General features: G+C 65.6%; 28 protein-coding genes. 20 read left to right on the forward strand and 8 right to left on the reverse strand.

What is annotated here, in order from left to right:
* Positions 1–148: 148 nt before the first annotated feature.
* Positions 149–637, forward strand: coding sequence for a cupin domain-containing protein (locus A1351_RS07515; RefSeq protein WP_024879763.1), 489 nt, complete (start codon positions 149–151; stop codon positions 635–637).
* Here the strand turns inward: A1351_RS07515 and A1351_RS07520 are convergent.
* Together A1351_RS07520 and mdoH are read right to left on the reverse strand one after the other, a co-directional pair.
* A complete protein-coding gene (locus A1351_RS07520) occupies positions 616–921 on the reverse strand; it encodes a hypothetical protein (protein ID WP_024879764.1) in 306 nt (101 codons plus the stop codon). The genes A1351_RS07515 and A1351_RS07520 overlap by 22 nt on opposite strands.
* A gap of 26 nt (positions 922–947) precedes the next feature.
* Positions 948–2,747, reverse strand: a complete 1,800-nt coding sequence (gene mdoH / locus A1351_RS07525; RefSeq protein WP_064032674.1) for a glucans biosynthesis glucosyltransferase MdoH — start codon at positions 2,745–2,747, stop codon at positions 948–950.
* A 127-nt stretch (positions 2,748–2,874) separates the two neighbouring features.
* Between mdoH and A1351_RS07530 the strand changes: the two genes are divergently transcribed.
* From A1351_RS07530 to A1351_RS07550, 5 genes are all read left to right on the forward strand, one after another.
* Entirely contained in the window at positions 2,875–3,846 is a 972-nt protein-coding gene (locus tag A1351_RS07530) for a zinc-binding alcohol dehydrogenase (RefSeq protein WP_064032675.1), read from the forward strand.
* Positions 3,847–3,858: 12 nt separating this feature from the next.
* Entirely contained in the window at positions 3,859–4,257 is a 399-nt protein-coding gene (locus tag A1351_RS07535; protein ID WP_024879767.1) for a 6-carboxytetrahydropterin synthase, read from the forward strand.
* A complete protein-coding gene (locus tag A1351_RS07540; protein ID WP_064032676.1) occupies positions 4,254–5,300 on the forward strand; it encodes a glycosyltransferase family 4 protein in 1,047 nt (348 codons plus the stop codon). Before A1351_RS07535 ends, A1351_RS07540 begins: the two co-directional genes overlap by 4 nt.
* On the forward strand, positions 5,297–6,139 hold the full coding sequence (locus A1351_RS07545) for a class I SAM-dependent methyltransferase (RefSeq protein ID WP_064032677.1): 843 nt from the start codon (positions 5,297–5,299) through the stop codon (positions 6,137–6,139). The genes A1351_RS07540 and A1351_RS07545 overlap by 4 nt, the downstream gene beginning before the upstream one ends.
* A 129-nt stretch (positions 6,140–6,268) precedes the next feature.
* Entirely contained in the window at positions 6,269–7,042 is a 774-nt protein-coding gene (locus A1351_RS07550) for a DUF4261 domain-containing protein (RefSeq protein WP_064032678.1), read from the forward strand.
* Positions 7,043–7,086: 44 nt separating this feature from the next.
* Here the strand turns inward: A1351_RS07550 and A1351_RS07555 are convergent, their stop codons facing one another.
* Positions 7,087–7,626 (reverse strand): cytochrome b, encoded by a 540-nt coding sequence (locus tag A1351_RS07555; RefSeq protein WP_024879771.1) that lies wholly within the window; start codon positions 7,624–7,626, stop codon positions 7,087–7,089.
* 625 nt (positions 7,627–8,251) lie between these two features.
* Between A1351_RS07555 and A1351_RS07560 the strand changes: the two genes are divergently transcribed.
* Positions 8,252–9,751, forward strand: coding sequence for a phosphomannomutase/phosphoglucomutase (locus A1351_RS07560; protein ID WP_024879772.1), 1,500 nt, complete (start codon positions 8,252–8,254; stop codon positions 9,749–9,751).
* A gap of 4 nt (positions 9,752–9,755) precedes the next feature.
* Here the strand turns inward: A1351_RS07560 and A1351_RS07565 are convergent, their stop codons facing one another.
* From A1351_RS07565 to A1351_RS07575, 3 genes are all read right to left on the reverse strand, one after another.
* Positions 9,756–10,511: a TadE/TadG family type IV pilus assembly protein gene (locus tag A1351_RS07565; protein WP_024879773.1), complete on the reverse strand. Its 756-nt coding sequence runs from the start codon at positions 10,509–10,511 to the stop codon at positions 9,756–9,758.
* Positions 10,508–11,128 (reverse strand): TadE/TadG family type IV pilus assembly protein, encoded by a 621-nt coding sequence (locus tag A1351_RS07570; RefSeq protein ID WP_024879774.1) that lies wholly within the window; start codon positions 11,126–11,128, stop codon positions 10,508–10,510. Before A1351_RS07570 ends, A1351_RS07565 begins: the two co-directional genes overlap by 4 nt.
* A gap of 88 nt (positions 11,129–11,216) precedes the next feature.
* The gene (locus A1351_RS07575; RefSeq protein WP_024879775.1) at positions 11,217–11,684 is read right to left on the reverse strand and encodes a pilus assembly protein N-terminal domain-containing protein; all 468 of its coding nucleotides are present in this window, start codon (positions 11,682–11,684) and stop codon (positions 11,217–11,219) included.
* Positions 11,685–11,918: 234 nt separating this feature from the next.
* On the opposite strand from A1351_RS07575, the gene A1351_RS07580 reads away from it, so the two are divergent.
* From A1351_RS07580 to A1351_RS07625, 10 genes are all read left to right on the forward strand, one after another.
* Positions 11,919–12,083 carry a Flp family type IVb pilin gene (locus A1351_RS07580; RefSeq protein WP_024879776.1) on the forward strand — a complete coding sequence of 55 codons (165 nt, stop codon included), beginning with the start codon at positions 11,919–11,921 and terminating at the stop codon, positions 12,081–12,083.
* A 142-nt stretch (positions 12,084–12,225) separates the two neighbouring features.
* A complete protein-coding gene (locus A1351_RS07585) occupies positions 12,226–12,390 on the forward strand; it encodes a Flp family type IVb pilin (protein ID WP_024879777.1) in 165 nt (54 codons plus the stop codon).
* 139 nt (positions 12,391–12,529) lie between these two features.
* Positions 12,530–13,036: a prepilin peptidase gene (locus tag A1351_RS07590; RefSeq protein ID WP_024879778.1), complete on the forward strand. Its 507-nt coding sequence runs from the start codon at positions 12,530–12,532 to the stop codon at positions 13,034–13,036.
* A 136-nt stretch (positions 13,037–13,172) separates the two neighbouring features.
* Positions 13,173–13,961, forward strand: a complete 789-nt coding sequence (cpaB, locus tag A1351_RS07595) for a Flp pilus assembly protein CpaB (protein ID WP_024879779.1) — start codon at positions 13,173–13,175, stop codon at positions 13,959–13,961.
* Between the two features lie 31 nt (positions 13,962–13,992).
* Complete coding sequence (locus tag A1351_RS07600) at positions 13,993–15,474, forward strand: type II and III secretion system protein family protein (RefSeq protein WP_245267277.1); 1,482 nt, start codon at positions 13,993–13,995, stop codon at positions 15,472–15,474.
* Positions 15,475–15,495: 21 nt separating this feature from the next.
* The gene (locus A1351_RS07605) at positions 15,496–16,221 is read left to right on the forward strand and encodes a CpaD family pilus assembly protein (RefSeq protein ID WP_024879781.1); all 726 of its coding nucleotides are present in this window, start codon (positions 15,496–15,498) and stop codon (positions 16,219–16,221) included.
* Positions 16,221–17,474, forward strand: a complete 1,254-nt coding sequence (locus tag A1351_RS07610; protein WP_024879782.1) for a hypothetical protein — start codon at positions 16,221–16,223, stop codon at positions 17,472–17,474. The genes A1351_RS07605 and A1351_RS07610 overlap by 1 nt, the downstream gene beginning before the upstream one ends.
* 32 nt (positions 17,475–17,506) lie before the next feature.
* Positions 17,507–18,946 (forward strand): CpaF family protein, encoded by a 1,440-nt coding sequence (locus A1351_RS07615; RefSeq protein ID WP_024879783.1) that lies wholly within the window; start codon positions 17,507–17,509, stop codon positions 18,944–18,946.
* Positions 18,947–18,962: 16 nt separating this feature from the next.
* Complete coding sequence (locus A1351_RS07620; protein ID WP_024879784.1) at positions 18,963–19,934, forward strand: type II secretion system F family protein; 972 nt, start codon at positions 18,963–18,965, stop codon at positions 19,932–19,934.
* A 37-nt stretch (positions 19,935–19,971) separates the two neighbouring features.
* Positions 19,972–20,943, forward strand: coding sequence for a type II secretion system F family protein (locus A1351_RS07625; RefSeq protein ID WP_024879785.1), 972 nt, complete (start codon positions 19,972–19,974; stop codon positions 20,941–20,943).
* Here A1351_RS07625 and A1351_RS07630 read toward each other — a convergent pair.
* Together A1351_RS07630 and A1351_RS07635 are read right to left on the reverse strand one after the other, a co-directional pair.
* The gene (locus tag A1351_RS07630) at positions 20,915–21,799 is read right to left on the reverse strand and encodes a tetratricopeptide repeat protein (protein ID WP_026598513.1); all 885 of its coding nucleotides are present in this window, start codon (positions 21,797–21,799) and stop codon (positions 20,915–20,917) included. The two genes, A1351_RS07625 and A1351_RS07630, sit on opposite strands and share 29 nt — an antisense overlap.
* Positions 21,800–21,866: 67 nt before the next feature.
* Positions 21,867–22,934: an FUSC family protein gene (locus A1351_RS07635; protein ID WP_064032679.1), complete on the reverse strand. Its 1,068-nt coding sequence runs from the start codon at positions 22,932–22,934 to the stop codon at positions 21,867–21,869.
* Positions 22,935–23,021: 87 nt separating this feature from the next.
* Here A1351_RS07635 and A1351_RS07640 point away from each other — a divergent pair, with 87 nt between their 5' ends.
* Genes A1351_RS07640 through A1351_RS07650 form a run of 3 tightly spaced genes read left to right on the forward strand, consistent with a single transcriptional unit; the run spans position 23,022 to position 25,719 of the window.
* On the forward strand, positions 23,022–24,416 hold the full coding sequence (locus tag A1351_RS07640; RefSeq protein ID WP_064032680.1) for a M17 family metallopeptidase: 1,395 nt from the start codon (positions 23,022–23,024) through the stop codon (positions 24,414–24,416).
* Complete coding sequence (locus tag A1351_RS07645) at positions 24,413–25,261, forward strand: C40 family peptidase (protein WP_064032681.1); 849 nt, start codon at positions 24,413–24,415, stop codon at positions 25,259–25,261. The genes A1351_RS07640 and A1351_RS07645 overlap by 4 nt, the downstream gene beginning before the upstream one ends.
* Positions 25,262–25,266: 5 nt before the next feature.
* On the forward strand, positions 25,267–25,719 hold the full coding sequence (locus tag A1351_RS07650) for a MaoC family dehydratase (protein ID WP_064032682.1): 453 nt from the start codon (positions 25,267–25,269) through the stop codon (positions 25,717–25,719).
* Positions 25,720–25,740 lie beyond the last annotated feature (21 nt).

Consider the following 25,740-nt stretch of genomic DNA (forward strand, 5'->3'; position numbering starts at 1 on the left):
CTCGGCGAGCGCGCTGCGGCGCCGCGAGGGCGAGAGTCGGCGTCAAAGTGCATATTTATCTTATAGGCTTTAGCGACTATGCTGCGCTCATGGTCGGCGAGACGCGGCCGAACTGCGACATTTTCCGACGGCGTCCATAGAGCAAACCATGACCAAGCTCAGATTTCTCCTCGCGGGCGCCGCAGCGGCGGCGGTTCTCGGCCAGACCCCGCCCATTGGCGCGGAGCCGGAAAAGAGTTTCGTCTACAAGCCCGCCGACGAGGTTCAATTCAAGAGCCCGCTCGGCATCGGCCCCGCCCAGGCGGTGCTGTTCGGCGATCCGTCGAAGCCCGGCGTCTATGTGGTGCGCGTGCGCTTCCCGCCTGGACATCATTCCAACCCGCACTTCCATTCGCGGGATCGCCATGCGGTGGTGGTCTCGGGCACATGGTGGAACGGCGTCGGCGAGGAGCTGGATTTCAAGAAGGCGCGGCCGGTGACGGCGGGCTCCTATGTGCTTCATCCGGCCGGCGGCGTTCACTGGGACGGCGCCGGCGAGGAGGAGGTCGTCATTCAGATCACCGGCGAAGGGCCGGTGGAAACGACCCCGGTCGGGGCGCCGGGCGCGCCGCAGGGCTATTGGCCGAAGCCGAAGTGAGAGCGGCCCATCTCCAGTGACGCGATGGCGCGCGGCTCCATCGCGCCCATGGCGTGGGCGGCCGCGTCCGAGAGCGCCGCGACCGCCATCAGCAGAGCCCCGGCGAGCGCGGCCGATGCGAGAAAGCGTTGCGCCGGGGGCAGCGGCTCGTCGGCGGCCGGCCGCGGGGCCACGACAACGAGCCGGCGCGGCGCCATTATGCGCGGCGCGGCGGCGTCCGCGCTCTCCGATCGCAGCACGCGCAGCGAGGCGCGGAGTTCTTCCCGGCGCGTTTCGTCTCTCATGCGAGCGTCCGATCCCATCTGATCCCTCACGCGGAAATGCGTTCGTCCGATGAAGCGATCGCCCGAGGCTCGGGCGTCGCCTCCCGCCGCTGGGGCGCGCGCAGCCGGGCGAAGATCGGCGGCGGCGCGAATTCCTCGGGGACGCCGCAGAGCCCTGCTTGCGTGAACCAGGCGCCGAGATGCGGCCAGGCGCTGGCGAGCGCAAAGGGAAATGCGGCGACATAGCCGAAGGTCAGCGGCGCCGACCACAAGGCCAGAGAAGGCGCGGAAAATCCGGCGATGGCGAGAACCAGAGCGCCGAAAGCGAATGCCGGCCAGAGCGCGCGCGCCGTCTCCCATGCGCCGAGGCCATGCGCGTCGCGGCTCTGTCCGCTCCAGCCCGCCTCGCCCTCGAAGGGAAGGCGCGCGAGCAGCACAGTGACGCCGAATGTCGTGACGGCGCCGATGATGAAGGAGAAGACAATCTCGAGCGCCGCGCCGAGCAGCAGGCGGACGGCGCCGCCATAGCGGCGCACGCCGCCCGGCGTCAGCGCAATATCCGCATAGCCGGCGAGCTTGGGCGCGAGATAAAAGCCGAGAAACAGAAGATAGAGCGCCGCCGCCGAGCCAGACGGAAAGCGCGACACATCCTCGACCAGCGGCAGCAGCGCGCCGAGCAATATGATCGCCGTCCAGGCCGGCGCGCCGATGAACATGCTGATGGCCCATACCAGCTGAAAGCGGCTCATCGGCAGCAGGCCCGGCAGAGAGAGCAACTCCCAATATTGCATGTTGCCGCGGCACCAGCGCAGATCGCGGCGCATGAATTCCAGCAACGTCGGCGGATTTTCCTCATAGCTTCCGCTCTCCACCGGCAGCACGCGCACCTCATAGCCCGCGCGCCGCATCAGCGCCGCCTCGATCTGATCATGCGAGAGAATATGCCTCTCGCCGGAAAGACGCGGTAGATCGCAATATGCCGCGAAAGGCGCGATGCGCACCAGCGCATTATGTCCCCAGAAGGGGCCGCAATCGGCGCTCCACCAGGCCGCGCCCATCGTGTAGCTGCGCATTCCGGCGCGCATGCCGAATTGAAAGGCGCGCGCGAAGGCCGAGCGCGATGGCGCGCCGACCACGAGGCTCTGAATAATGCCGATGCGCGGATAGGCTTCGCCGATGCGCACCAGGCGCAGAATCGTCTCGCCGTCCATCAGGCTGTCGGCGTCGAGCGGAATCATGAATTCATAGGCGCGGCCGAAGCGCTCGCAGAAATCGCGAATATTGCCGGCCTTGTATCCGATATTGTCGGAGCGTCGGCGGTAATGCAGCCGCGTCGCCTCGGCGCCTTCGGCCGCGCGCCAGCGGGTGAATTCGGTCTCTTCCTGCGCGGCGATGCGCGGATCGGTGGTGTCGCTCAGCACGAACCAATCGAAGTGAGCGCCTTCGCCGGTCGCGTCGAGATCGGCCTTCATGGCGGCAAGCCGCGTCAGCGCGCGGGCGGCGTCCTCATTGCGAATGGTCAGCGTGACGGCAGTGCGCGTGCGGATGCGGCGTCGCGTGTCGCCGGCGCGGGCGAAAGGCGCGACGCTATCGAGCGGGCGCGGATGGAAATGCAAGAGCCAGAAGCCGAGAATGGCGTTGCTGACGCCGAGCACGCTCCAGGGCGCGGCAATGGCGAAGCAAAGGAGAATCGCGGCGTCGATGACGCTCCAGCCGTCTTGCCCCAGAATATCGGCGAGCCAGATCAGCAGGGCGACATAAACGGCGGCGTCGATCGCGGCGACCAGCAGGCGTCGCCGGAAGAGTTCGGATCGGTTCTGGAGACCGGCGGGGGCGGCGGCGGACATTCGAGTCGTCGTTTCCTATGCGGAACCGGGAAAATCGGCTGGCGCGCATCGCCGCCGTGTTCTAGCAATAGCCGCGAAGCATGAGGTTTGTAAATTGGCCGAGTCGAATAAATCCTACTTTAATGGTATGAAAGAGGCGCGCTCCCTGTGGATCGAGGCGCCGCGTGACGCCGCCTTGCGCGTCGCCTCTCTCGCGACCCCGGGGCCGGAAGAGGCGCTGGTGCGGACGCTGTGGAGCGCGGTCAGCCGCGGCACGGAGCGGCTCGTCTTCGAAGGCCGCGCGCCGCGCTCGGAATGGGAGCGCATGCGCGCGCCGTTTCAGGAGGGCGCTTTCTCCTTTCCCGTGAAATACGGCTATTGCGCCGTCGGCCGAGTGGAGGAGGGGCCGGCCCAGCTTCTCGGCCGCGACGTGTTCTGCCTCCATCCGCATCAGGATTTTTTCGTCGCGCCCGTCGCCATGCTGCGGCCAATTCCGCAGGAGACGCCGGCCCGCCGCGCGCCGCTCGCCGCCAATATGGAGACGGCGCTGAACGGGCTTTGGGATTCGGGCGCCGGGCCGGGCGACCGCATCGTCGTCATCGGCGCCGGCGTTCTCGGCCTGCTGGTCGCCGCGCTCGCTGCGCGCCTGCCGGGCGCCGAGGTGCTGATCCATGATCACGAGGACTCCCGCGCGCAGATCGCTGAGAGTCTCGGCGCGCGATTCGTCGGCGCCGACGCGCTGGAGGGGCGGGGCGCGGATGTCGTCTTCCACGCCAGCGCCTCCTCCGAGGGGCTGGCGCTGGCGCTCGCCGCGGCGGGGCTGGAGGCGACGATTGTCGAATTGAGCTGGTATGGCGAGGGGCAGGTCGCCGCGCCGCTCGGCGGCGGCTTTCACGCCAATCGGCTGCGGCTCGTCTCCTCGCAAGTGGGGCAGGTGGCGCCCTCGCGGCGGCCGCGCTGGAGCTACGCCCGCCGGCTCGACAAAGCGCTGGAGCTGCTGGCCGATCCGCGGCTCGACGCGCTCATCACCGAGGAAGTCCCCTTCATCGACGCGTCGCGGGAGCTGCCGCGCATCCTCGCGCCGGGGGCGAGCGGCCTCGCCACATTGTTTCGCTATTGAACGGAGAAGAAAATGTACGCAGTCGAAGTCCGCGACCACATCATGATCGCTCATAGCTTCAAAGGCGAGCTGTTCGGCCCGGCGCAGCGCATGCACGGCGCGACTTTCGTCGTCGATGTGGCGTTTTTTCGCGAGACGCTGACCGTCGACGAGGTGGTCGTCGACATCGGCCGCGCCCATGACGCGCTGAAGGCGACGCTGGCGCCGCTGAACTACCAGAATCTCGATGAGATCGAGCAGTTCAAGGGCCGGCAGACGACGACCGAATTTCTCTCGCGGCACATTTTCGACGCGATGGCCGCCGCAGCTCGCACCGGCGCGCTCGGGCCGGGCGGCGAAGGGATCTCGCGCATTCGCGTGACGCTGCACGAATCCCATGTCGCCCGCGCCTGGTTCGAAGGCGCCGTGTGAGGCGCATCGTCTTCGCCATTCCCGGAGACATAGAGGCGAGGACCGGCGGTTATGGCTATGACCGCCGCGTGCTCGCGGAATTGGCGCGGCAGGGCGTCGCGGCGGTCCATCTCGCGCTGCCGGGCGGCTTTCCGCATCCGACGGCCGAGGAGGAGCGCGCCGTCGCCGCGGTTCTCGATCGTGAATTGACGGCGGATGATGTCGCGCTCATCGACGGCCTCGCCTATGGCGCGTTGTCCGAGGCGGTGATCGCGTTTATTGCGGCGCCGATCGTGGCGCTCTGCCATCATCCGCTCTGTCTCGAGGCGGGGCTCGCGCCGGAGCGCGCAGCGGCGCTGCGCGAGAGTGAACGACGGACGCTGGCCCGCGCCGCTCATGTGATCGCCACCAGTGCGCATACGGGCGAGACGCTGATCTGCGATTTCGGCGTGCCGGAGCGCAAGCTGACCATCGCTCCGCCGGGAACCGATCCGGCCGAGCGCGCAAGAGGCTCGGGCGGCGCGCCGTTGCTGCTCGCCGTCGGCTCCATCATTCCCCGCAAGGCGTTCCATCTTCTGGTCGAGGCGCTGAGCGGCCTTTCCGATCTCGACTGGCGCCTCGCCATTGTTGGCGGCGCCCATCATTCGCCCCAGACGGCGGCCGATCTCGCGCAGCTCATAGAGGCGAAAGGTCTCGGCGGACGCATCGTTCTGCGCGGCGAGCTTTCCGGCGAGGCGCTGGACACGGCCTATCACGGCGCGGATGTCTTCGTCTCCGCATCGCTTCATGAGGGCTATGGCATGGCGCTCGCCGAGGCGCTGGCGCGCGGGCTGCCCATCGTCGCGACGACGGGAGGCGCTGCGGGCGACACAATCCCCGATAGCGCCGCGCTGAAAATCCCGCCGGGGGATGTGGCCGCGCTGCGCGATTCTCTGCGCGCGATCATTGCGGATTCGGCCTTGCGGGCGCGGCTCGCCGAGGCCTCCTGGCGCACCGGTCGGGCGCTGCCGCGCTGGGAAGAGACGGCGCGCATCATCGCCAATGTGACGAGGGGGCTGGCATGAGCGGTTTCTCGGCCGAATGGCTCGATCTGCGCGAGAGCGCCGATCGCGCCGCGCGCAATCCCGCCTTGCGCGAGACCGTCGCGCGCGCCTTCGCGGATCGCGAGTCTCTGACCATCGTCGATCTCGCCTGCGGGGCCGGCTCCAATTTGCGTGGCCTCGCCGAATATCTGCCGGCGCGTCAGAAATGGTTTCTCATCGATCATGATCCGGCGCTGCTCGCCGCCGCGAGAGCGCGTCTCATCGCCTGGGCGGAGGTCGCGGAGGAGGGAGAGACGCTGTTGCTCTCCAAGGGGGTGCGGCGCCTCGAGGTCGAGTTTCGGACCGCCGATCTCTCCGGCGGGGCAGGGGCGGCGCTCGAGGGAAAGATCGACCTCGTGACCTCGGCTGCTTTTTTCGATCTCGTCTCGGCGCAATGGCTCGAGGCCTTCGCGGAGCAGATCGCGGCGCGCCGCCTGCCGCTCTATGCGATATTGAGCTATTCCGGCGAGGAGCGCTGGACGCCGCCGCATGCCGACGATGCGGGAATGCTCGCCGCCTTCCACCGCCATCAGGCGCGCGACAAGGGTTTTGGACCCGCCGCCGGGCCGCGCGCTGCGGAGCTGCTGGCGCGCGCGCTGGAGAGGTTCGGCTATAGCGTCGAGACGGCGCCGAGTCCCTGGCGGCTCGGCGCGGCGGAAACGGCGCTGATCGCCGCTCTAGCCGAGGGCTCGGCGGCGGCCGTGGCCGAGACCGGGGAGGTGGCGGCGGAGACGATCGAGGATTGGCGTCGCGTCCGCCGGGCGGCCGAGGGGTGCGAGATCGGGCATTCGGACCTGTTCGCGCGGGCGAAGGGCGGATGAGGCCGGGCGGTCGGCACCGCCATGGCGCCATCTGTGCTAGAAGCAAAATGGTTCCCGACATGGGGCAATCGGGCGGAGAGTCCGCTTCGGTCTCTCGCGTCAACTCTCACCTTTCACCCGGAGCCCATTATGGCCGCCCCCAATGAAACAATGCTCGCGCTCGTTCTCTCGAAGGATGGGCGGCTTCCCGAGGGGGAGGCGCTCGGCTCCGCGATCCGCCGGCATTTGCCGCAGGCGCAGACGCCCGACAAGGAGGTCCCGGGCGGAACCAGCGTGTTTCTCGTCGATGGCGGCATGGTGGCCATCGGCGGCGTGGCAGCGCCGGCGCCCATAGCCCAGGACGACCCATGCGTCGCCTATGCCTGGCATTGGAAGGATGTCTGGTCGGTGATCGAAGGCCATGCGGGCCATGTGGTGGTGGCCGTGACCGGCGGCGCCGACGCCAAAGCCAGAGCGCGTCTGCTCGGGCGCGCGATCACGGCGGTCATAGAGACGACGCCCTCCGCTTGCGCCGTGCATTTCGCCGGCTCCGACGCTCTTTGGCCAGCCGCGCTCGTCGCCGAGGCGGTGTCGAAGGGCGGCGACGAGCCCCCGGTTCCCTTCTGCGTCGCCGTCGCGCTCGGCCGCGATCCGGATGGCGGCGTTTCGGCGATCACCAAAGGTCTCGACGCTTTCGGCCTGATGGAGATAGAGACGCGCGGCTATCTCGAGGATCCGAGCCAGCTCAGCGGCTTTCTGCTCGATCTCGCCGCCTATCTGATCGACGCCGGCGACGTTCTGAGCGACGGCGACACGATCGGCCCGGACGCCGACACCAAGATCATCGTGCGGCGCGAGGCCTCGGTCGTGGCGCCGGGGCAGAATGTCTACCGGCTATATTTCCCGACTCAGGGCCACGCCTGACGGCGACCGGCGGGGGCGCATCGGCCGCCCCCGCCCGGGCCTCGCTATTTGCGCCAAGACTGCGGAAGCATCCGCCAGACCACCTCGTCGCCGGCGATACGGTGGCGGATGACGCCCGCCACATGCAGCGCGATCAGCGCCAGCATGGCCCAGCCGAGAATTTCATGCAGCTCGAAGAGCTGTTTCGATAGCGGCTCGTCCTTGCCGAGGAGGGCCGGGAGATGGCCGAGCCAGAAGAAGCTCGGCCCGAGGCCATAGGCCGACAACGCAAGCCAGCCGACGATCGGCGTCGCGATCAGCAGCAGATAGAGCCCGCGATGCGTCGCTTTCGAGACGAGACGCTCGGCCGGCGTCAGATCGGCGCTTGCGCCCGGCCGATGGCGCAGTCGCGCGAGAAGGCGGGGAACCATCAGGGCCAGCACGATGACGCCGATCGATTCGTGCAGCACGAAGAGATTGTCCTGCAACGGCCCTTTATCGAGATCGGCCATCACCACGCCGGTCGGCAGGGAGGTCAGCGCCAGAGCGGCGATGATCCAATGCAGCGCCTTGGCGAGAGGCGTATAGGGCTGTCGCTCGACCATGCGAATCCTCCATGCCGTTGCGGCGGCGATGATCGCCCAGCCGTCTCGAATGCGCAATCGGCCTCCGAGACAGTATTTAAATCCTATAGGAATAATTGACTATAACGGCGTCCGGGCCTATAGCTGAACCGCGCTCCGATCTCCCCGAAAAGGGCTTTGACTCTCGCGAGTCATCGAGAGCTAGCCGGGCGCATCCCCCATGTGCGCGCCGGCGGTCGGCGCGGCGAACCACGTTGGTTCGCCGCGCTTTTTTCGTCGGAGCCGCCTCGGTCGCGTTGTCGCGCGATCGGCGCCGCCGAAGACGAATAGCGGCGACAAAGAATATTTTCGATATTTTTCCCCTCGCCGACGTAAAACCGTCACATGTCGACGTACGCTTTTTCATCCACATGAAAATCCGTAGAATTCGTCGTCGGCCATTGCTCGGCCGATGCCCCACATCTGTGCGCCTCGACCGATTCTTCGGGTCCCAAAGGACCGGAAACCGGCGTAAAGCATCCGATATCTCGATCGATCCGCCGGCGCCGGACGGCGGATCGCGGGGAGGGGGACGTCCTGTGGTTTGGCGCGGCGGCGTTTTTCCCTTATGTCCTTGCCAACCGAGGTTCGTCCTTTAGGAGATGCGATGTTTCCGACCCCCGTTTCCGATCTCGCCCCGAACACTTACGCCTATGAGACGACGCCGCTCGTGAAGCCGACGGGGTTTCGCGAATATGACGCGCGCTGGCTGTTCGAGAAGGAGCTCAACCTCATGGGGGTGCAGGCGCTCGGCCTCGGATTGGGCACGCTGCTCCATGAGATGGGCGTGCCGCTCGAGCTCGCCACCGGCCATGACTATCGCGCCTATTCCGCCTCCATAAAGCTGGCGCTGATCACCGGCCTGATGGCGGCCGGCGTGCGCGTGCACGATATCGGCCTCGCGCTCTCGCCCATGGCCTATTTCGCGCAATTCGCGCTCGACGTTCCCGCCGTCGCCATGGTCACGGCTTCGCACAATGACAATGGCTGGACCGGCGTGAAGATGGGCGCGCAGCGTCCCGTCACTTTCGGCCCCGTGGAGATGGGCCGGCTGAAGGAGATCGTGCTCGCCGGCGTTTTCCGCTTCGCCGAGGGTGGCTCCTATCGCTATGTCGATAATTTCGGCGCCCGTTATCTCGACGATCTCGCCTCGGGTATAAAGCTCACCCGCAAGCTGAAGGTCGTCGCCGCCTGCGGCAATGGCACGGCGGGCGCCTTCGCGCCCCAGCTGCTGGAGCGCATCGGCTGCGAGGTCGTGCCGCTCGACACCGAGCTCGATTATAATTTCCCGCATTACAATCCCAACCCCGAAGATCTGCATATGCTGCACGCCATGGCCGACAAGGTGCGCGAGAGCGGCGCCGATGTCGGTCTCGGCTTCGATGGCGACGGCGATCGCTGCGGCGTCGTCGACAATACGGGCGAGGAGATTTTCGCCGATAAGATCGGCGTGATGCTGGCGCGCGATCTCTCCAAGCTGCATCCGGGCGCGACCTTCGTCGTCGATGTGAAGTCGACGGGATTGTTCGCGACCGATCCGGAGCTGCTCTCGCGCAATGTGAAGGCCGATTATTGGAAGACCGGCCATTCCTACATCAAGCGCCGCGTGACGGAGCTCAAAGCGCTCGCCGGTTTCGAGAAATCCGGCCACTTCTTCTTCAACGCGCCGGTCGGCCGCGGCTATGACGACGGCCTGCTGACGGCGGTGCATGTGCTGCAGATGCTCGATCGCAATCCGGACAAGTCCATGTCCGATCTCTACGCCGCGCTGCCCAAGACCTGGGGCTCGCCGACCATGTCGCCGCATTGCGCCGACGAGACGAAATATGGCGTCGTCGACAAGGTGATCGCGCGCTTCCAGAAGATGGAGGCCGATGGCGTCGCCTTCACGGGGCAGAAGATTCGCGATCTCGTCACCGTCAATGGCGTGCGCGTGACGACCGCCGACGGCACATGGGGCCTGGTGCGCGCCTCATCGAACAAGCCGGAGCTGGTCGTCGTCGTCGAGAGCCCGGTGTCGGAGGCGCGCATGCGCGAGATGTTCCACGCGGTGGATGCGGTGCTGCGCGAGAATCCGGAAGTCGGCGCCTATAATCAGACGATCTGATCGTTCAGGGCGTCCCAGGCGTGCAGTTGGTTCCGCTCGTCATGTAATATTGCACATGATTGGGGCTGTAGGTGTTGCGCACCGGCGAATAGCTGGTGCGCGACATCTGCGGCGCCGCGGTCTTCATCCAGGTGATCGTGCGGCTGAAGGAGGGCTGATAGCTGTAGATCACATCGGCGACGATGATCGAGCCGACGGTCGGCGTCACGCTGGTCGTCGTCGTGCCGCCGCCGGCGTTGGACAGCGTCACCGATTTCGCGCTCGTATAGCTCGTCGGCATGGAATTGGGATCGACGGGAGCGACATCGGCCGCGTTGAGCTTGGCGACATTATTGATCTTGCAAGGGCGCAGCGTGCCGGAGTTCTTGGCGATGGTCCAATTCACGCTCGCCTTAAAGCCGCTCGTCTGCGTCGCATCGGCGCTGACCGTGACCTCTGAGATCGTCATTTTGAGATTAGTGGTCGGCAGTGGCGACATCAGCGTCGTCGCGGCGGAGAAGATCGCCTGAATCGTCGTCTCGTCCATTCCGGCCTGGCCGGAAAAGGAGCCGCCGGTCAATTGCTGCGCGGTGAGATCGGAGAGCGTATGCGCGACCAGATCGAGCCTCTGGCTCGCGCGCTGCCCGAGCGCCAGCTCCGCGAGGCCGAGATAGATCACGAGCACCAGCGGCAGCATGAGCGCGAATTCGACCGCCGCGAAGGCGCGCTCCTCGCGCAGCAAGGCGCGCGCATCTCGGAGCTGGGCCGGCGACGCGCTCATGTCGGCTCCACGCGAAAGGCCGCGACGCCGAACAGCAGATGTGTCCAGCGACTATTGTAGGTCACCTCTCCGCCCGTCGTTTTGCCGAGCGTTATGCCGGTCAAAATGCCGCCGGTGAGAATGGCGGTCACGGCCGGCATCGGATAGACGATGCGCACCACGGCGACATGGCCGGAGGCAGGCATAGAGATCGTCGAGCTCGCCGCCGGAGGAGTCGAATAGAAGGAATTGGAGGTCGAGGCTTTCGACCAGTCCGCGACCTCGGCGATATCGACGAGAATCTTCGAGCAGTCGAAGGATTTGCTCAGCGTGCCTGAGGCGACGACGCCGCTGGCCTGCCATGTGCAGACATATTTATCGATGAAATTCTGATAGGTCATGTTGGCGAGGCTGTGCGTCAGCACGGCGCGGCTCGCATGAATGGTGGTCACCTGCAGCTGCTGGCTCTTGAAATAGACGATGCCGGTCTCGAAAATCGCGCCGAGCAGGCCCAGCATCGGAACGAGCACCATGGCGAATTCGACGGCGAGCGCCGCGCTCTGGTCGCGCCGGAAGCGAATTACGCTCGCAGCGAAACGGCGCGTCGGCTGTCGCGACAAAATCTCTTCTCCGCTCATTTCTCGAACCCATGGTCCGAAAGGGCGTCTCGCGTCCGCCGCTTTTGATCCCCCATGCGCGCTCCGTTGCGTCCCTGGGCGACGTCCTTCAACGCTTGGGCGAGGATGAACCCTCATGCTGCTTCACCGCGTCGAGAACCCGCGCCGTATAGTCCTTGTCGTCGCCGAGATCGACGGCCGGCGCGCAATCGGGCGAGCAAGCGTAGGATTCGCGGCGCGAGCCGCGCAGCACGACCAGCTTGTCCATCGGCTGGGTGACGGTGATGATCTCCTCGCCGACCTGATTGCCGGTGGGATCGAGCAGGATGAGATTGGTCGATCCGAAGCTTTTTCCGGTAACGACCATGAGGCGATTGGTCTTCAGCATCGTCACATCGGCGATGAGCGGATTGCCGATGATGAGCGTCTGCGCGCCTTCTGGCATGCGCACCACGCGAGCGCGGTCTATATCCACGAAAACACCGCGTCTTTCGCCCTCGCGCGCCATAGCGACGCCGGCGGTGACGGTCGCGCCGACCAATAATGCCAAATATCCATGGAAACGGGACGAGCGCATCACGCACCTCTGAACAATCATCGCCTTTGCGAGGCTTCGCGTCGAACAAAACCACGTAATAGTGAATCATTGCTGAAAATGAGAAAGCGTCGCGCCTCGCGTCCTGAATTTCATAGGTCGATGATGCGATTAACGCGTTTGCAAGAAGTTCTACGTAGGGTCTCGTCCTGTCCGGCGAACGGGCTCGATCGAGCGACGCCGCCGAACTCAGTCAATAGAGCGAGGAGCACGAGTATGAAGAGCTTGATTTCGCGGTTCGTTAAGGACGAGTCCGGCGCGACCGCCATCGAATACGGCCTGATCGGCGCGCTGATCTCCGTCATCATCATCACCGCAGTGAAGCTCGTCGGCAGCAACCTGTCGCAGACCTTCAACAAGATCGCTCAGAATCTGAGCTGAGGTCTGGCGGGCGCTGATCTCGCCGCCCCCGCGTCGAGATCATTTCAGCGCACGCATTCCCGCCGAAGGCCGGCTCGTGAACGGGGCCGGCCGGCTCGGCGCATGGGCGGCGAATCGTGCCGCCCTACATTAGGAGAAGGCGATGAAATCGTCGGTTATGAAATTTTTGGACAATGAGTCCGGCGCCACGGCTATCGAATACGGCCTCATCGGCGCTTTGATTTCTGTCATTATTATTACCGCTGTGAAGCTCGTCGGCAGCAATCTGTCAGAGACTTTCAACAAGATCGCTCAGAACCTCAGCTGAACGATCGCCCGACTCGTGCGCGCGCGTCGGCTCCTCGCCGCGCGACGCGCGAATCGCGCGCTCATCCGAGCGCGCCGAAACGACTTCGAGAGGCGCCTTTGTCGCAAAAGAGAGAGGCGCGGCGACAGGAACGACACTGATGATCGCAGCCGCCGCCGCGCTAATCCTCTTTCCGGCCTTGATGGCGTTTTCGGCCTTCGCCGATCTTCTCACCATGACGATTCCCAATCGCGTCTCCTTGGCGCTTATCGCCTTGTTCGCGATTTTCGCCGCATGGCTCGGCATGCCGCTCGACAGCGTCGCGTCGCATGTGGCCTGCGGGGCGGCCGTGCTCGCCGCGACCTTCCTCATGTTCAATCGCGGCTGGATGGGCGGCGGCGACGCCAAGCTCGCCTCTGCGACGGCGCTGTGGCTCGGCTTCGAGCAACTCGCCGATTACGCGCTCGTCGCCTCTCTGGCGGGCGGCGCGTTGACTCTCGCTATTCTCGCGTTGCGGCGCTTCGAGCCGCGCTTCGTCGCCAAATCGCCGCGCCTCGCGCATCTTTGCGACGCCACTGAGGGCGTGCCTTACGGCATAGCGCTCGCGATCGCCGGAATCGCCGTCTATCCCAATTCCCAGCTCTGGGCGCTGCTCACCGCCGCATGACGGCGGCGCTGCGAGATCCTTTCGCTTCGCAATGCGAAAGAGCCTGCTGTCTTACCGGCGATTAACCATAATTTGACGTTTTTCCGCTTTCATCCGGAATGCTCCGCTCTAGGTGGAGCGACCGGACTGGAAGCAAATGAACAAGGCGCAGATCGTGGTTCTCGGCGTCGCCGTCGTGGCGGGCGGCGGAGCCTTCCTGATGATGAACGGATCGCCGCCCGAGGCGCCGAAGATCGTTCAGATGATTCCCGCGCAGCCGCAGACCGACAAGGTTCTCGTGGCGACGCGCGATCTCTCTTATGGAACCGCGCTCACGGAGCCGGACACCAATTGGATCGATTGGCCGATCGGCGCCGTGCCCCAGGGCGTGCTGCGCAAGAGCGAGACGCCGAACGGCAAGGAAGATCTGCAGGGCTCCTATGTCCGCAACCCGATCTCCAATGGCGAGCCGGTGCGGCGCGAGCGTCTGGTCAAAGGCCCGACCGCGGGGCTGATGTCGACGCTGCTTCCCGCCGGCCATCGCGCGGTCGCGATCGACATCTCGCCCAACACGACGGCGGGCGGCTTCATTCTTCCAAACGACCATGTCGATGTGATGCGCACCTATCGCGACTCCGATCGCGGCCGTGAAGGCGGCTCCGCCGACCTCTCCTCGGAAGTCATTCTCACCAATGTGCGCGTGATGGCGATCGGTCCGATCGTCGAGACGAAGAACGGCGAATCCGTCGTGACCGGCGCGACCGCCACGCTCGATCTCGAGCCGCGGCAGGCCGAGCTCGTCATTCTCGCGCAGCGTACCGGCCAATTGGCGCTCATGCTGCGCTCGATGGCGGATGCGCATGACGACGACAAGCGCGCTTCGGCGGCGGACGATTCATTGACGGTCGTGCGCTTCGGCTTCCCATCAACCATGCGCACGCGCTGAGGCGATGCGGCTCATCGAAGGACGGCGCCACATGGCGAAAATCGAACGCGGAACGACGGATATGGGCAGGTCGGCGCGTCGGCTATCGGGGGCGGCGGCGCTCGCGATCCTCGCGCTCGCCGGCGTCTCGCTCGGAGCCATTCCAGCGTCCGGCCAGGAAAAATGGGGCGTCCAGTCGAGCGCGGAGGCGATGATGTCTCGACGCATCGCCATGGGCGTCGGCAAGTCGATCATCGTCGATCTTCCGGCCGAGGCGTCGGAGATCGTGGTCGGCAATCCAAAGGTCGCCAATGCGGTCGTCCGCTCGGCGCGCAAGCTCTACATAATGGGCGCGGAAACGGGCCAGACGACGATTTTCGCGCTCGATCGCGCCGGGCGGCAGATCGCCAATCTCGAGATCAGCATCGGCCGCGACGTCGGCGAGCTCGGGCCGCTGTTGCGCGCCGCCCTACCCAAATCGAACATCACCGCACGCACGGTCAATGACACGATCATTCTGACCGGCACGGTCGAATCCGCGTCCGAGGCGCAGCGCGCCGTCGACATCGCCAAGGGCTTCGCCGCGCGCTCGTCCTCCGCCCAGGGCAATGGCGCCGGCGGCGAAGGCCTCGTCGTCAACGCGCTCACCATCAGCACGCAGGATCAGGTGATGCTGAAGGTCACGGTCGCCGAGGTGCAGCGGCGCGTGATCAAGCAGCTGGGCGTCTCGGCCAAATCCGGCGGCGAGGCGATTTTGTCCGGCGGTTGGGGCAAGCTCGTTCAGGAGAATCCCTTCGCCATCAATTCCGCCCTCACTTCCAGCGCATTGAGCCTCAATGGCCCCAACAGCACATCCGCGACGCTGCAGGCCTATGAGCGCTACGGCGTCTCGCGCATTCTCGCCGAGCCGACCGTCACTGCGGTTTCCGGCGAGTCGGCAAAATTCACCGTCGGCGGCGAGGTCGCGGTGCCGGGCAATGGCAATTGTATCAGCGGCTCGATCCTCTGCACCGTCGGCATCACGTTCAAGCAATATGGCGTGTCGTTGAACTTCACGCCTGTGGTGCTCGCCGAAGGCCGCATTCTCCTGCATCTCGCCACAGAGGTGACGGAGGTCGATTATCAGGGCGCGCAGACCTATAATGGCGTGACTGTTCCCGGCTTCAAGACTCGTAAGAATGAGACGAGCGTCGAGCTGCCGTCCGGCGGCTCCATCGCCACGGCGGGCCTGCTGCAGCAGAAATCCGATCAGGCCATCAACGGCCTGCCGGGCCTCATCAATCTGCCGGTGCTCGGAACGCTGTTCCGCTCGCGCGATTATCTGCGCAACGAGACCGAGTTGCTCATCATCGTCACGCCCTTCATTGCGCGCTCGATCCAGGCGCGCGATGTGTCGCGGCCCGACGACGGCTTCGCGGACGCCAGCGACCCGCAGGCCTGGTTGCTCGGCCGCGTCAATCGGCTCTACGCCAATCCCCAACATCCGCAAGCGGTTCCACGCCTGAAGGGCCGCGTCGGCTTCATTCAGGACTGAGCGCGCGAGGAGCGGCTAAAGATGTCTATCCGACTGAACAGCGCGAAACTCAAAGCCTTCGGAACGAGGCTCGCTTGCCTCGCCGCGATGGCGCCTCTCGCCGGCTGCGGCGTGAACAGAACGCTGCCGGCGCCCGCCGTCGCGCAAGACTATCGCGACCGTCATCCGGTCGTGCTCGCGGACGCCAGCACCTCCATCGACGTGTTGCCGTCGCAGCGCCTCGACTATGCGACCACGGGGCGCATTCATGATTTCGTGCTGCGCTATCGCCGCTTCGGCCATGGCCAGATCACGCTTCTCGCGCCGACGGGAACGAAAGATCAGCTCGCCGTGCGCGGCGGCGTCGATGCGGTGAAACGCATATTGGCGGAGAGCGGCGTCTCCAGCGCCGTCTATGTCGCCTCCTATCCGGTGACAGATCCAAATCTGGCCGCGCCTGTGCGTCTGTCCTTCCAGGGCGTTCGCGCGAAGGTCGCGGGACGGTGCGGCCAATGGCCCGCCGATCTCGCTTCTGCGAGCTCGCTGGAAGGGTGGGACAACACCACCTATTGGAATTTCGGCTGCGCGAGCCAGACGACATTGGCGGCGCAGATCGACGATCCGCGCGATCTCGTCACGCCGCGCGGCGAGACGCCGGCCGACATCGAATCGCGCATGCGCGCGATCGGCAATGTGCGCAAGGGCGCCGATCCGGCGACGAATTGGAACGTCAAAGGCACGAATATCAGCTCGGTTGGAGGCGGTTGATGAAAGAGCAGTCGGCAGTGGCGGAGAGCGACGCGGCGGCGCAGATCGCTCCCTTGCCGCGCATTTCCGTGCAGGCGTTCTGCGAAACGCCGGACGCCGTGGCGGTGGTGAATTCCGCCGCCGTGGACCGTCGCATGGACAAGGCGCATGTCAAGGTTCACATGGGCGGCGTCGCGGCCGCGATCGAGGCGTTCCGATCGGCGCCGACGCCGAATCTGATCGTGCTCGAGGCGATCGGCGAGCGTGAGACGCTCATCGGTCAGCTGGAGACGCTGGCGGAGTCCTGCGACTCCGGCACCAAGGTCGTCGTGCTCGGCCATGTCAACGACATATCGCTCTATCGTGCGCTCATGGCGCGTGGCGTCAGCGATTACATTGTCGCGCCGATCGATGTGCTCGGCTTCATCGCCCGCATCTCCGATCTCTATAATAACAGCGCCGAGGCGCTGGGGCGCATCGTCGCCGTGGCCGGCGCCAAGGGCGGCGTCGGCTCCTCCTGCATTGCGCATAATCTCGCCTGGTCGATCGCGCGCGCGCTGCAGATGCAGACGGTCGTCGCCGATCTCGATCTCCCCTTCGGCACTGCGGGGCTGGATTTCAACCAGGACCCGCCGCAAGGCGTCGCGGAAGCTGTCTTTGCGCCGGATCGCGTCGATGCCAATCTCATCGACCGTCTGCTCTCCAAATGCAGCGAGCAGCTCAGCCTGCTCGCCGCGCCCGCGACGGTCGATCGTCTCTATGATCTGCCGGAGACCGCTTTCGACGCGATCGTGGACACGCTGCGCGCCACCGCGCCCTGCACCGTGCTCGACGTTCCGCATCAATGGTCGGCCTGGACGAAGCGCATGCTGATCGGCGCCGATGAGGTGGCGATCGTGGCGGCGCCCGATCTCGCCAATCTGCGCAACGCCAAGACGCTCATCGATCAGCTGCGCGTCGCGCGTCAGAACGACTCGCCGCCCAAGCTCGTCTTGAATTTCGTCGGCGTGCCGAAGCGCCCGGAGATAGCCGTGGCGGATTTCGCCAGGGCGATCGAAATGGAGCCGTCGGCGATCATTCCCTTCGATCCGAAGCTGTTCGGCGCCGCCTCCAACAATGGTCAGATGATCGCCGAGGTCGACCCCGGCGCCAAGATCATCGAGCAATTCGACGCGCTCGGCCGCGAGGTGACGGGGCGCGCGGTGAGCCGCAAGGTCAAGAGCGGATTATTCGCGCCGCTGCTCGATCGTTTGTCACGAAAGCTGGCCGGCTGACGAGCGGCGACTGAGCGTAACGAGGAGATCGCATGTTCGGAAAGCGTACGAACGTCGGAACGGCGCAGACAGCGACAGCGCGGTCGACACAGCAGGCGGCGCCGGTGATCAAGGCTCCGACGCCGAATGCTGCGCCCGAGCCCGCGAGCGCGATGGCGGCGGCTCCTCCCGAGCAGAAGCGCTCGGAACAATATTACGTGACGAAGAGCATGATCTTCGGCGCGCTCATCGAGGCGATCGATCTCGCCCAGCTCTCCAAGCTCGAGCCGGAGAGCGCGCGCGACGAGATCAGAGATATCGTCAATGAGATCGTCGCGATCAAGAATGTCGTGATGTCGATCGCCGAGCAGGAAGAGCTGCTCGACGACATCTGCAACGACGTGCTCGGCTATGGTCCGCTGGAGCCGCTGCTCATTCGCGACGATATCGCCGACATAATGGTGAATGGCGCCGCCAAGACCTACATAGAGGTGGGCGGCAAGATTCAGCTTACCAACATCCACTTCCGCGACAATGCGCAGCTGATGAATATTTGTCAGCGCATCGTCAGCCAGGTCGGCCGCCGTGTCGACGAATCCTCGCCGATCTGCGACGCGCGCCTGCTCGACGGTTCTCGCGTCAACGTCATCGCGCCGCCGCTGGCGATCGATGGTCCTGCGCTCACCATTCGTAAGTTCCGCAAGGACAAGCTCACTCTCGATCAGCTCATACGCTACGCATCCATCTCGCCCGAAGGCGGCGAGGTGCTGAAGATCATCGGCCGCGTGCGCTGCAATGTGCTGATCTCCGGCGGCACGGGTTCCGGCAAGACGACGCTGCTCAACTGCCTCACCAATTCCATCGACACCGACGAGCGCGTGATCACCTGCGAGGACGCGGCGGAATTGCAGCTTCAGCAGCCGCATGTCGTGCGCCTGGAGACGCGCCCGCCAAATCTCGAGGGGCAGGGCGCGGTGACGATGCGCGATCTCGTCAAGAACTGCCTGCGTATGCGTCCCGAGCGCATCATCGTCGGCGAGGTTCGCGGACCGGAGGCTTTCGATCTTCTGCAGGCGATGAACACGGGCCATGACGGGTCGATGGGCACGCTGCACGCCAACTCGCCGCGCGAGGCGCTCGGCCGTCTCGAATCCATGATCACCATGGGCGGCTTCTCGCTGCCGGCGAAGACGATCCGCGACATGATCGTCTCGTCGATCGACATTATCGTGCAGGCGGCGCGCCTGCGCGACGGTTCGCGCCGCATCACGCATATCACCGAGGTGCTCGGCCAGGAGGCGGATGTCGTCACGCTGCAGGATCTCTTCGTCTATGAGATCATCGGCGAGGACGCCAATGGCCGCATCATCGGCCGGCATCGCTCCACCGGCGTCGGTCGGCCGCGCTTCTGGGAGCGTGCGCGCTACTACGGCGAGGAGAATCGGCTCGCCGCGGCGCTCGACGCCGCCACTGTCATCGACGACGAAAATTAGTTTCGAGGGCCAGAAAATGGATCGTCAATCGCTCCTTTCCGCGCTTCTCGTCACCTTCGCCGTCGGCGGAGTGATGTACGCTTTCGTCTATCCCTATCTCTCCGGCGAGATTCAGGCGCAGAAGCGGACGGCGGCGCTCATGTCCTCCACCGAGCGTCGTCGCGACGCGCGGAGCGGCGATCCGAACAAGCGGCGTAAGCTGATTCAGGAGAGCCTCAAGGACGTCGAGACGAAGAAGAAAGCCAAGGTGACGCTCGAGCAGCGCATCGCGCAGGCGGGGCTGACGACGACGCGTACGATATTTCTCATCGCTTCGGCGGCTTTCGGCCTGCTGGTGGCTTTCCTCGTCTTCGTCTTCAACTCTGATCCGCTGGTCGCGGTCGGGGCGGGCGTCGTCGCCGGCGTCGGCGCGCCGCATTGGCTGCTGGGCTTTTTGGCGCGGCGGCGCATCGCGAAATTCATCGCCGAATTTCCCGGCGCCGTCGATATCATCATTCGCGGCGTGAAGGCCGGCCTGCCGGTCGCCGACTGCTTTCGCATGATCGCGGGCGAGGCTGCGGAGCCCGTGCGCGGCGAATTTCGCCAGATCGTCGAATCGCAGACGATAGGACTGTCCATCGCCGAGGCGACGGAGCGTTTCGCCGATCGCGTGCCGGTGGCGGAGGCGTCGTTTTTCTCGATCGTCATCAGCCTTCAGCAAAAGGCAGGCGGCAATCTCTCCGAGGCGCTCACCAATCTCGCCGGCGTGCTGCGCGAGCGAAAGAAGATGAAGGCGAAGGTGAGAGCCATGTCCGCGGAGGCCAAGGCCTCGGCGGGCATCATCGGCAGCCTGCCGTTTCTCGTCGGCCTCGTCGTCTGGTTCACCAATCCGGCCTATATCGCCGTGCTGTTCAATACGACGGTCGGAAACATCATCATCGGAGCGAGCCTGCTCTGGATGGCGATCGGCGTCTTCATCATGCAGAAGATGATCGACTTCGAAATTTGAGCAGTCGTGTCGCGTCGAGCGAGGGGTCACTAAAGTCATGGAGCAGATCGTCAAGCTAGCGACCAATGGACGGCTGGTGTTCAGCGTCGTCGTCGCAATGGCGGTCATCGCCACCATATGGTCGCTCGGAGCGACCTTCTTGCAGAGCGACGCATTGGCCAAGCGCATGAAGAGCGTCGCCAATGAGCGCGAGCGCATCAGAGCGCGCGAGCGCGCGACGGCCAAGGCGGATGGCGGCGGCCTGCGCTATCAGCCCAAGCAATATATGAAGAATGTCGTCGATCGCTTCTCCTTGTCGACATGGCTCAACACGGATGACGCCAAGCTGCGCCTCGCCTCGGCCGGATATCGGGGGCCGCAGGCGGAAGTGACCTTTCTGTTCTTCCGGCTGGTGACGCCGATCGCATTCGCGCTCTTCGCCGTCTTCTATCTCGTCGTGCTCGACGATTCCGATTGGCCCATGCTCACCAAGGCGGGCATCGTGATCTTCGCGACATATCTCGGCGTCAAGACGCCGGAGCTGTTCATCAGCAACACGATCGCCAAGCGGCAGCAGAGCATGCGCATCGCTTTTCCCGATGCGCTAGATCTCATGCTGATCTGCGTCGAATCTGGCATGTCGGTCGATCACGCCTTTCGCAAGGTGGGGCAGGAGATCGGCGTGCGCTCGGCGGCGCTCGCCGAGGAATTCGCGCTGGCGACGGCGGAGCTCTCCTATCTGCCGGATCGTCGTCAGGCCTATCAGAATCTGACGGCGCGCACCGGCCTCGACAGCGTGAAGCAGATTTCGACCGTGCTCATTCAGGCGGAGAAATACGGCACGCCGCTCGGCCGCGCGCTGCGCGTCACGGCGCAGGAGAGCCGCGACATGCGCATGGCGGAGGCCGAGCGCAAGGCGGCCGCGCTGCCGCCCAAGCTCACCGTGCCGATGATCGTCTTCTTTCTGCCGGTGCTGATGGTCGTCGTGATGGCGCCGGCGATTATTCAGGTGATGGCGCAGAGCTGGTGAGCGCGCCGAGCTTTGCGCGCGGCGCGGGCGCTTCGGCGCTCTTCTTTTGCTTCGTCTTCTCGCTGTAGCTCTGGATCTCGCGCCAGCTGTTGGATTGCGCGATCATCTGGCGGATCGAGGCGACATTGGCCGCGGCGTCGATCGGCGAGAGATCATGGCGCGACCAGTTCTCCGCTTCGTCGAACTTGCCCTGCAGCGCAAGCACGAGCGCGAGATTCTGACGTACCCGCATGTCCGCCGTCGGCTGCGACGCGGCGGTCAGCAATGTGCTTTCGGCCTGCGGCAGCTGCTTGGAGAGCGCATAGGAGAGCCCGAGATTGGAGAGAACCTTCGGGTCATTGGGCTTGATCTTCAACGCGGTCTGATAATAGTCGCGCGCTTCGTCGTGATTGCCGAGCTGATCGGCGATCGAGCCTTGCGCGGAGAGCACAGTCCAATCGGGTCGCTCCGGCGTATGGGCGCGCGACAAGACATCGGCGGCGTCGCGCAGACGTCCGGCGTCGGCGAGCGACTTGCCATAGGCGCCGAGCACGGAGAGATCATCCGGATAGCGAATGGCGAGGCCTTGCAGCACGGCGACGGCCTGCGCGTTGCGATCCAGCGCATGCAGCGCCTTCGCATAGGTGAGCGCGACCGATTTGTTCTTGGGGTCGGCGTCGAAGCGACGACCCCATTCGTCGGCGAATCGGCGTAGCTCGGCATCGTCGCTCGGCAGCTCGGCGCGTCGCGTCGCGCCGATCGAGCCGGTGACGTCGGTGAGCGGCTGCGCGCAGCCGCCGAGCGCGAGCAGCGCGCAAATCACGAGCGCGCTCGGCGCGCTTTTGCGGCGCGTCGCGACGAAATGGGACGGGAACATCGGGCGACCCCTCTCTTGCGGTTGAACCGTCAGGGTCGAGCAATAAATCGTTAACCTTGCCGCTTCCTTAACGAGCGCGCTCGGCGATCCGGCGCTCGAGCTCGTCGAGATCGCCGCGCCATTGCTCGAGCGCGAAGCCGAGCGCGAAGACATGCTCGACCTGCTCCACCGGCAGGCCGCGGAGGATTCCTTCTTCTCGGAGCGCCGTGATCTCTCGCGAATAAGCGTCGAAGGCGGCGTCCAATGTCTTGCTCACGACGGGCGCGCGCGCGCCGGTCAGCGCGGCGCCGTTCTCGAGAAGCTGGGCGGCGGCGGCGTCCGCGATGCGCGCGAGTAGCGTCTCGAGGCACGGGCGCAGCCGCTCCGGCAAGGGCGTGACCGCGGCGCGGCCGATCATCACCAGATCATGCCGCATGCGCAGCAGCGCGCGCAGCAGCGGCGCGAGATCAGGCTCGGCCTCGAGGAAGACGATGCGTTCATGACGCGCCTCCTGCTCCATCTTGTCGAGACGGGCGAAGGCGTCGCCGACGCCGCGCTGCAGATCGCGAATCGCTTCCGGGTCCTGCGGCCGGGCGAAGCCCGAGAACAGCGGAGCCAGCGCCTCGGCCATCACAGCGAGCATTTCGGCGCCGGCCTCGAGCGCGAGAATGCGGGCGCGCGCCGGAAAGACGAGATGCGACACGACGAGCGCGACGGCGCCGCCGAGCGCCACCTCGAGCACGCGATCATAGGCCGAATGGAAGGCGGTCGCATGTGTGATCGTCGGCGCGAGCACGACGATGACGCCGGTCGCCGGCGCGACGGAAAAGCGCGGCGTCAAAGCGGAGAGCAGAGCGAGCGGCGCTATGGCGAGGCCGAGCAGAAGCAGCAGCGCCAGCTCATGCGCGCCGGGAACGTAATTGGAGACGAGGCCGGCGTAGATCGCGCCGCCCAGCGTGCCGAATGAATAATCGATCGTCGCCTTGACCGAGCGGCCGACGCTCATTTGCGTGAGGATGACGGCCGTCAGCACGGCCCATAAGATCATCGGCGTGCCGAGGAGATGGCCGATTCCGAGCGTCGCAACAGCGGCGATCGTGATCCTTGCGCCGAGCGCGAGCTGGGCGCGATAGCGGGAGAGGGGACCGATTTCCATGGGCCAAGTCCTATAACGTCTTCGTGTCCTTCGTGTCTTGGTGCTAAAAAACGACAAAGACAGGAACGAACTCGAAAAGAGGGCGATATGAGCCGATTGGAGGAGTGGACGGCGGAGGCGACGCCGATCGATTTCGTCGATAAGGAGAGCTGGCCGATTCTCGCCGAGACCTTGCCGCCGCCGATCGCCGCCTTCGCGCGCGCTTGCGGCTTCGATGGCAAGGTCGGCGCGTATTTGCTCGCGCCGGGGCCGGAGGGCGCGCCGGCTTTGGCGCTGTTCGGCGTGGAGGCGGCGGGGGCGCGCCATCGCGATCCTTTCCTTCCCGGCAAGCTCGCGGCCTTGCTGCCGCCGGGCCTCTATCGTCTGCGCGAAGGCGTATCCGATTCCTATTCGGCGGCGCTCGCCTTTTTGCTCGGCGGCTATTCTTTCTCGCGCTATGTCGCACCCAAGAAGGAGCGTCCGCGCCTCTGCGCGCCGCAGGACGCCGATCGCGCGCGCATAGAGCGCGTCGCCGCCGCGCTCTGCTTCGGGCGCGATCTCGTCAACACACCCGCCAATGATCTGGGGCCGGAGGCTCTGGCGGAGGCGGCGCTGGCGCTCGCCGCGCGGCATGGAGCGCAGGCGCGCGTCATCGCCGGCGATGCGCTGCTTTCGGAGAATTTCCCGCTCGTCCATGCGGTCGGCCGCGCGGCGGCGCAGGCGCCGCGGCTCGTCGACATCACCTTCGGGCCGGAAGAGGCGATGAAGGTGACGCTGGTGGGGAAGGGCGTCTGCTTCGACAGCGGCGGCCTCGACATCAAGCCGAGCAGCGCCATGCTGCTGATGAAGAAGGACATGGGCGGCGCCGCCACGGCGCTGGCGCTGGCCGATATTCTGATGGGCTCCGGCGCGCGCCTGCGCCTGCGCGTGCTGCTGCCCATCGTCGAGAATGCCATTTCGGCGGACGCCATGCGGCCGGGCGACATTTATCCGAGCCGCAAGGGTCTCTCGGTGGAGATCGGCAATACGGACGCCGAAGGGCGGCTCATTCTCGCCGACGCTCTGGCGCTCGCCGCCGAGGAGGACCCTGATCTCCTGCTCGATTTCGCCACGCTCACCGGCGCGGCGCGTGTCGCGCTCGGCCCGGAGCTGCCGGCCTTTTACGCAGGAGACGATTCTCTGGCGCTGGAGATCGAGACCTATGGCCGCAAGCTCGGTGATCCGGTGTGGCGGCTGCCATTGTGGGAGCCCTATGATTCGCAGCTCGACGGCAAGGCGTCCAACATCGTGAATGTGTCGTCGAGCGGACATGCGGGCTCGATCACCGCGGCGCTGTTCCTGCGCCGCTTCGTGACCAAGCCCGAGAAATGGGCGCATTTCGATCTCTTCGCCTGGACTCCTTCCGCCAAGCCGGGCCGGCCGGAGGGCGGCGAGATTCAGACGGCGCGGCTCCTCGCCGGCCTGATCGAGGAGCGCGCCGCGCGTTGGAGCGTCAAGACATGAGCGAGAGCTTCGACAAAAGGCTGACGCCGGCGCGGCCCGATCTCGCTGCACGCCACCTCGAGGGCAAGGTCGAGGCGGCGCGCTTCGTCGATGGGCGCCGCATGCAGGTGAAGGAAGGCGTCGCCGATCTGAAGCGCGAGCCGCGGCCGGATGCGCGGCTCGACACGCAGGCGCTCTATGGCGAGACAGTCGTCGTCTATGACGATGAGGAGGGCTGGTCCTGGGTGCAGCTCGAGCGCGACTCCTATGTCGGCTGGATCGCCGCCAATGTGCTCTGGAGCCGCATAGAGACGCCGACGCATCGCGTCAGCGTGCCCCGCACCTTCATTTTTCCGCGAGCGGAGATCAAGGATCCGCCCTTGCTCGCTCTGCCGCTCGGCGCCGAAGTGGAGATCATCGGCGAGCGCGACAAATTTCTCATCGAGGCCGGCGGCGGCTTCATCTATCGCACGCATCTGACGCCGCGCGCGGCGCGCGTTGCGGATTTCGTCGCCGTGGCGGAGAGCCTCATCGGCGCGCCCTATCTTTGGGGCGGCAAGAGCTGGCTCGGCGTCGATTGCTCTGGCCTGGTGCAGAGCTCGCTCGCGCTGGCCGGGATAGAGGCGCCGCGCGACACGGATTTGCAGGAGACATCGCTCGGCCGCGCGCTCGCCGAAGGCGAGCCGATGCGGCGCGGCGATCTCGTTTTTTGGAAAGGCCATGTCGGCATAATGCAGGACGCGGAGCGCCTGCTGCACGCCAACGCCTTTCATCTGCAGGTCGTCAGCGAGCCCTTCGCGCCGGCGCGGGAGCGGATTTTGGCGTCTGGCTCGGCGGTGACGAGCGTGCGGCGAATCTTCGAGTGACGACAATGCCCGAGCCGCTCTATCTTGAGGACCTCTTCGTCGATCAGCGCTTTCGCGGCGGGCCGGTCGAGGTCACGACGGAGGAGATCAAAGCCTTCGCGGCCAAATTCGACCCGCAGCCCTTTCATCTCGACGAGACGGCGGCGAAGGACAGTCTGTTCGGCGGTCTGGTGGCCAGCGGCTGGCACACGGCCTCGCTCACCATGCGGCTGCTGACGCAATGCGCGTCTTTTTCTGGAGGGCTGATCGGCGTCGGCGGCAAGGTCGAGTGGCTGAGGCCTGTGCTGCCGGGCGATCTACTGAGCGTCGAGGCGACGATCCTGCGTATCTTGCCCTCGAAATCACGCGACGATCGCGGAATGGTGAAGATGCGCGTCGTGACGTCCAATCAGCGCGGCGAAACCGTGCAACTGCTGGACGCCAATGTGCTCGCCTTCCGGCGGCCGGCGGGGCCGTGACGCCGCGCTCGGATATGTGCG

Origin of the sequence: Methylosinus sp. R-45379, from assembly GCF_001644125.1 — a bacterium.
In the GTDB taxonomy this organism is placed as follows: domain Bacteria; phylum Pseudomonadota; class Alphaproteobacteria; order Rhizobiales; family Beijerinckiaceae; genus Methylosinus.

What these genes read in the sequence shown, in the direction of transcription:
- A1351_RS07515 (WP_024879763.1), top strand. Translation starts at nt 149, where the DNA reads ATGACCAAGCTCAGATTTCTCCTCGCGGGCGCCGCAGCGGCGGCGGTT.
- A1351_RS07520 (WP_024879764.1), bottom strand. Translation starts at nt 921, where the DNA reads ATGAGAGACGAAACGCGCCGGGAAGAACTCCGCGCCTCGCTGCGCGTG.
- mdoH (WP_064032674.1), bottom strand. Translation starts at nt 2,747, where the DNA reads ATGTCCGCCGCCGCCCCCGCCGGTCTCCAGAACCGATCCGAACTCTTC.
- A1351_RS07530 (WP_064032675.1), top strand. Translation starts at nt 2,875, where the DNA reads ATGAAAGAGGCGCGCTCCCTGTGGATCGAGGCGCCGCGTGACGCCGCC.
- A1351_RS07535 (WP_024879767.1), top strand. Translation starts at nt 3,859, where the DNA reads ATGTACGCAGTCGAAGTCCGCGACCACATCATGATCGCTCATAGCTTC.
- A1351_RS07545 (WP_064032677.1), top strand. Translation starts at nt 5,297, where the DNA reads ATGAGCGGTTTCTCGGCCGAATGGCTCGATCTGCGCGAGAGCGCCGAT.
- A1351_RS07550 (WP_064032678.1), top strand. Translation starts at nt 6,269, where the DNA reads ATGGCCGCCCCCAATGAAACAATGCTCGCGCTCGTTCTCTCGAAGGAT.
- A1351_RS07555 (WP_024879771.1), bottom strand. Translation starts at nt 7,626, where the DNA reads ATGGTCGAGCGACAGCCCTATACGCCTCTCGCCAAGGCGCTGCATTGG.
- A1351_RS07560 (WP_024879772.1), top strand. Translation starts at nt 8,252, where the DNA reads ATGTTTCCGACCCCCGTTTCCGATCTCGCCCCGAACACTTACGCCTAT.
- A1351_RS07565 (WP_024879773.1), bottom strand. Translation starts at nt 10,511, where the DNA reads ATGAGCGCGTCGCCGGCCCAGCTCCGAGATGCGCGCGCCTTGCTGCGC.
- A1351_RS07570 (WP_024879774.1), bottom strand. Translation starts at nt 11,128, where the DNA reads ATGAGCGGAGAAGAGATTTTGTCGCGACAGCCGACGCGCCGTTTCGCT.
- A1351_RS07575 (WP_024879775.1), bottom strand. Translation starts at nt 11,684, where the DNA reads ATGCGCTCGTCCCGTTTCCATGGATATTTGGCATTATTGGTCGGCGCG.
- A1351_RS07580 (WP_024879776.1), top strand. Translation starts at nt 11,919, where the DNA reads ATGAAGAGCTTGATTTCGCGGTTCGTTAAGGACGAGTCCGGCGCGACC.
- A1351_RS07585 (WP_024879777.1), top strand. Translation starts at nt 12,226, where the DNA reads ATGAAATCGTCGGTTATGAAATTTTTGGACAATGAGTCCGGCGCCACG.
- A1351_RS07590 (WP_024879778.1), top strand. Translation starts at nt 12,530, where the DNA reads ATGATCGCAGCCGCCGCCGCGCTAATCCTCTTTCCGGCCTTGATGGCG.
- cpaB (WP_024879779.1), top strand. Translation starts at nt 13,173, where the DNA reads ATGAACAAGGCGCAGATCGTGGTTCTCGGCGTCGCCGTCGTGGCGGGC.
- A1351_RS07600 (WP_245267277.1), top strand. Translation starts at nt 13,993, where the DNA reads ATGGCGAAAATCGAACGCGGAACGACGGATATGGGCAGGTCGGCGCGT.
- A1351_RS07605 (WP_024879781.1), top strand. Translation starts at nt 15,496, where the DNA reads ATGTCTATCCGACTGAACAGCGCGAAACTCAAAGCCTTCGGAACGAGG.
- A1351_RS07610 (WP_024879782.1), top strand. Translation starts at nt 16,221, where the DNA reads ATGAAAGAGCAGTCGGCAGTGGCGGAGAGCGACGCGGCGGCGCAGATC.
- A1351_RS07615 (WP_024879783.1), top strand. Translation starts at nt 17,507, where the DNA reads ATGTTCGGAAAGCGTACGAACGTCGGAACGGCGCAGACAGCGACAGCG.
- A1351_RS07620 (WP_024879784.1), top strand. Translation starts at nt 18,963, where the DNA reads ATGGATCGTCAATCGCTCCTTTCCGCGCTTCTCGTCACCTTCGCCGTC.
- A1351_RS07625 (WP_024879785.1), top strand. Translation starts at nt 19,972, where the DNA reads ATGGAGCAGATCGTCAAGCTAGCGACCAATGGACGGCTGGTGTTCAGC.
- A1351_RS07630 (WP_026598513.1), bottom strand. Translation starts at nt 21,799, where the DNA reads ATGTTCCCGTCCCATTTCGTCGCGACGCGCCGCAAAAGCGCGCCGAGC.
- A1351_RS07635 (WP_064032679.1), bottom strand. Translation starts at nt 22,934, where the DNA reads ATGGAAATCGGTCCCCTCTCCCGCTATCGCGCCCAGCTCGCGCTCGGC.
- A1351_RS07640 (WP_064032680.1), top strand. Translation starts at nt 23,022, where the DNA reads ATGAGCCGATTGGAGGAGTGGACGGCGGAGGCGACGCCGATCGATTTC.
- A1351_RS07645 (WP_064032681.1), top strand. Translation starts at nt 24,413, where the DNA reads ATGAGCGAGAGCTTCGACAAAAGGCTGACGCCGGCGCGGCCCGATCTC.
- A1351_RS07650 (WP_064032682.1), top strand. Translation starts at nt 25,267, where the DNA reads ATGCCCGAGCCGCTCTATCTTGAGGACCTCTTCGTCGATCAGCGCTTT.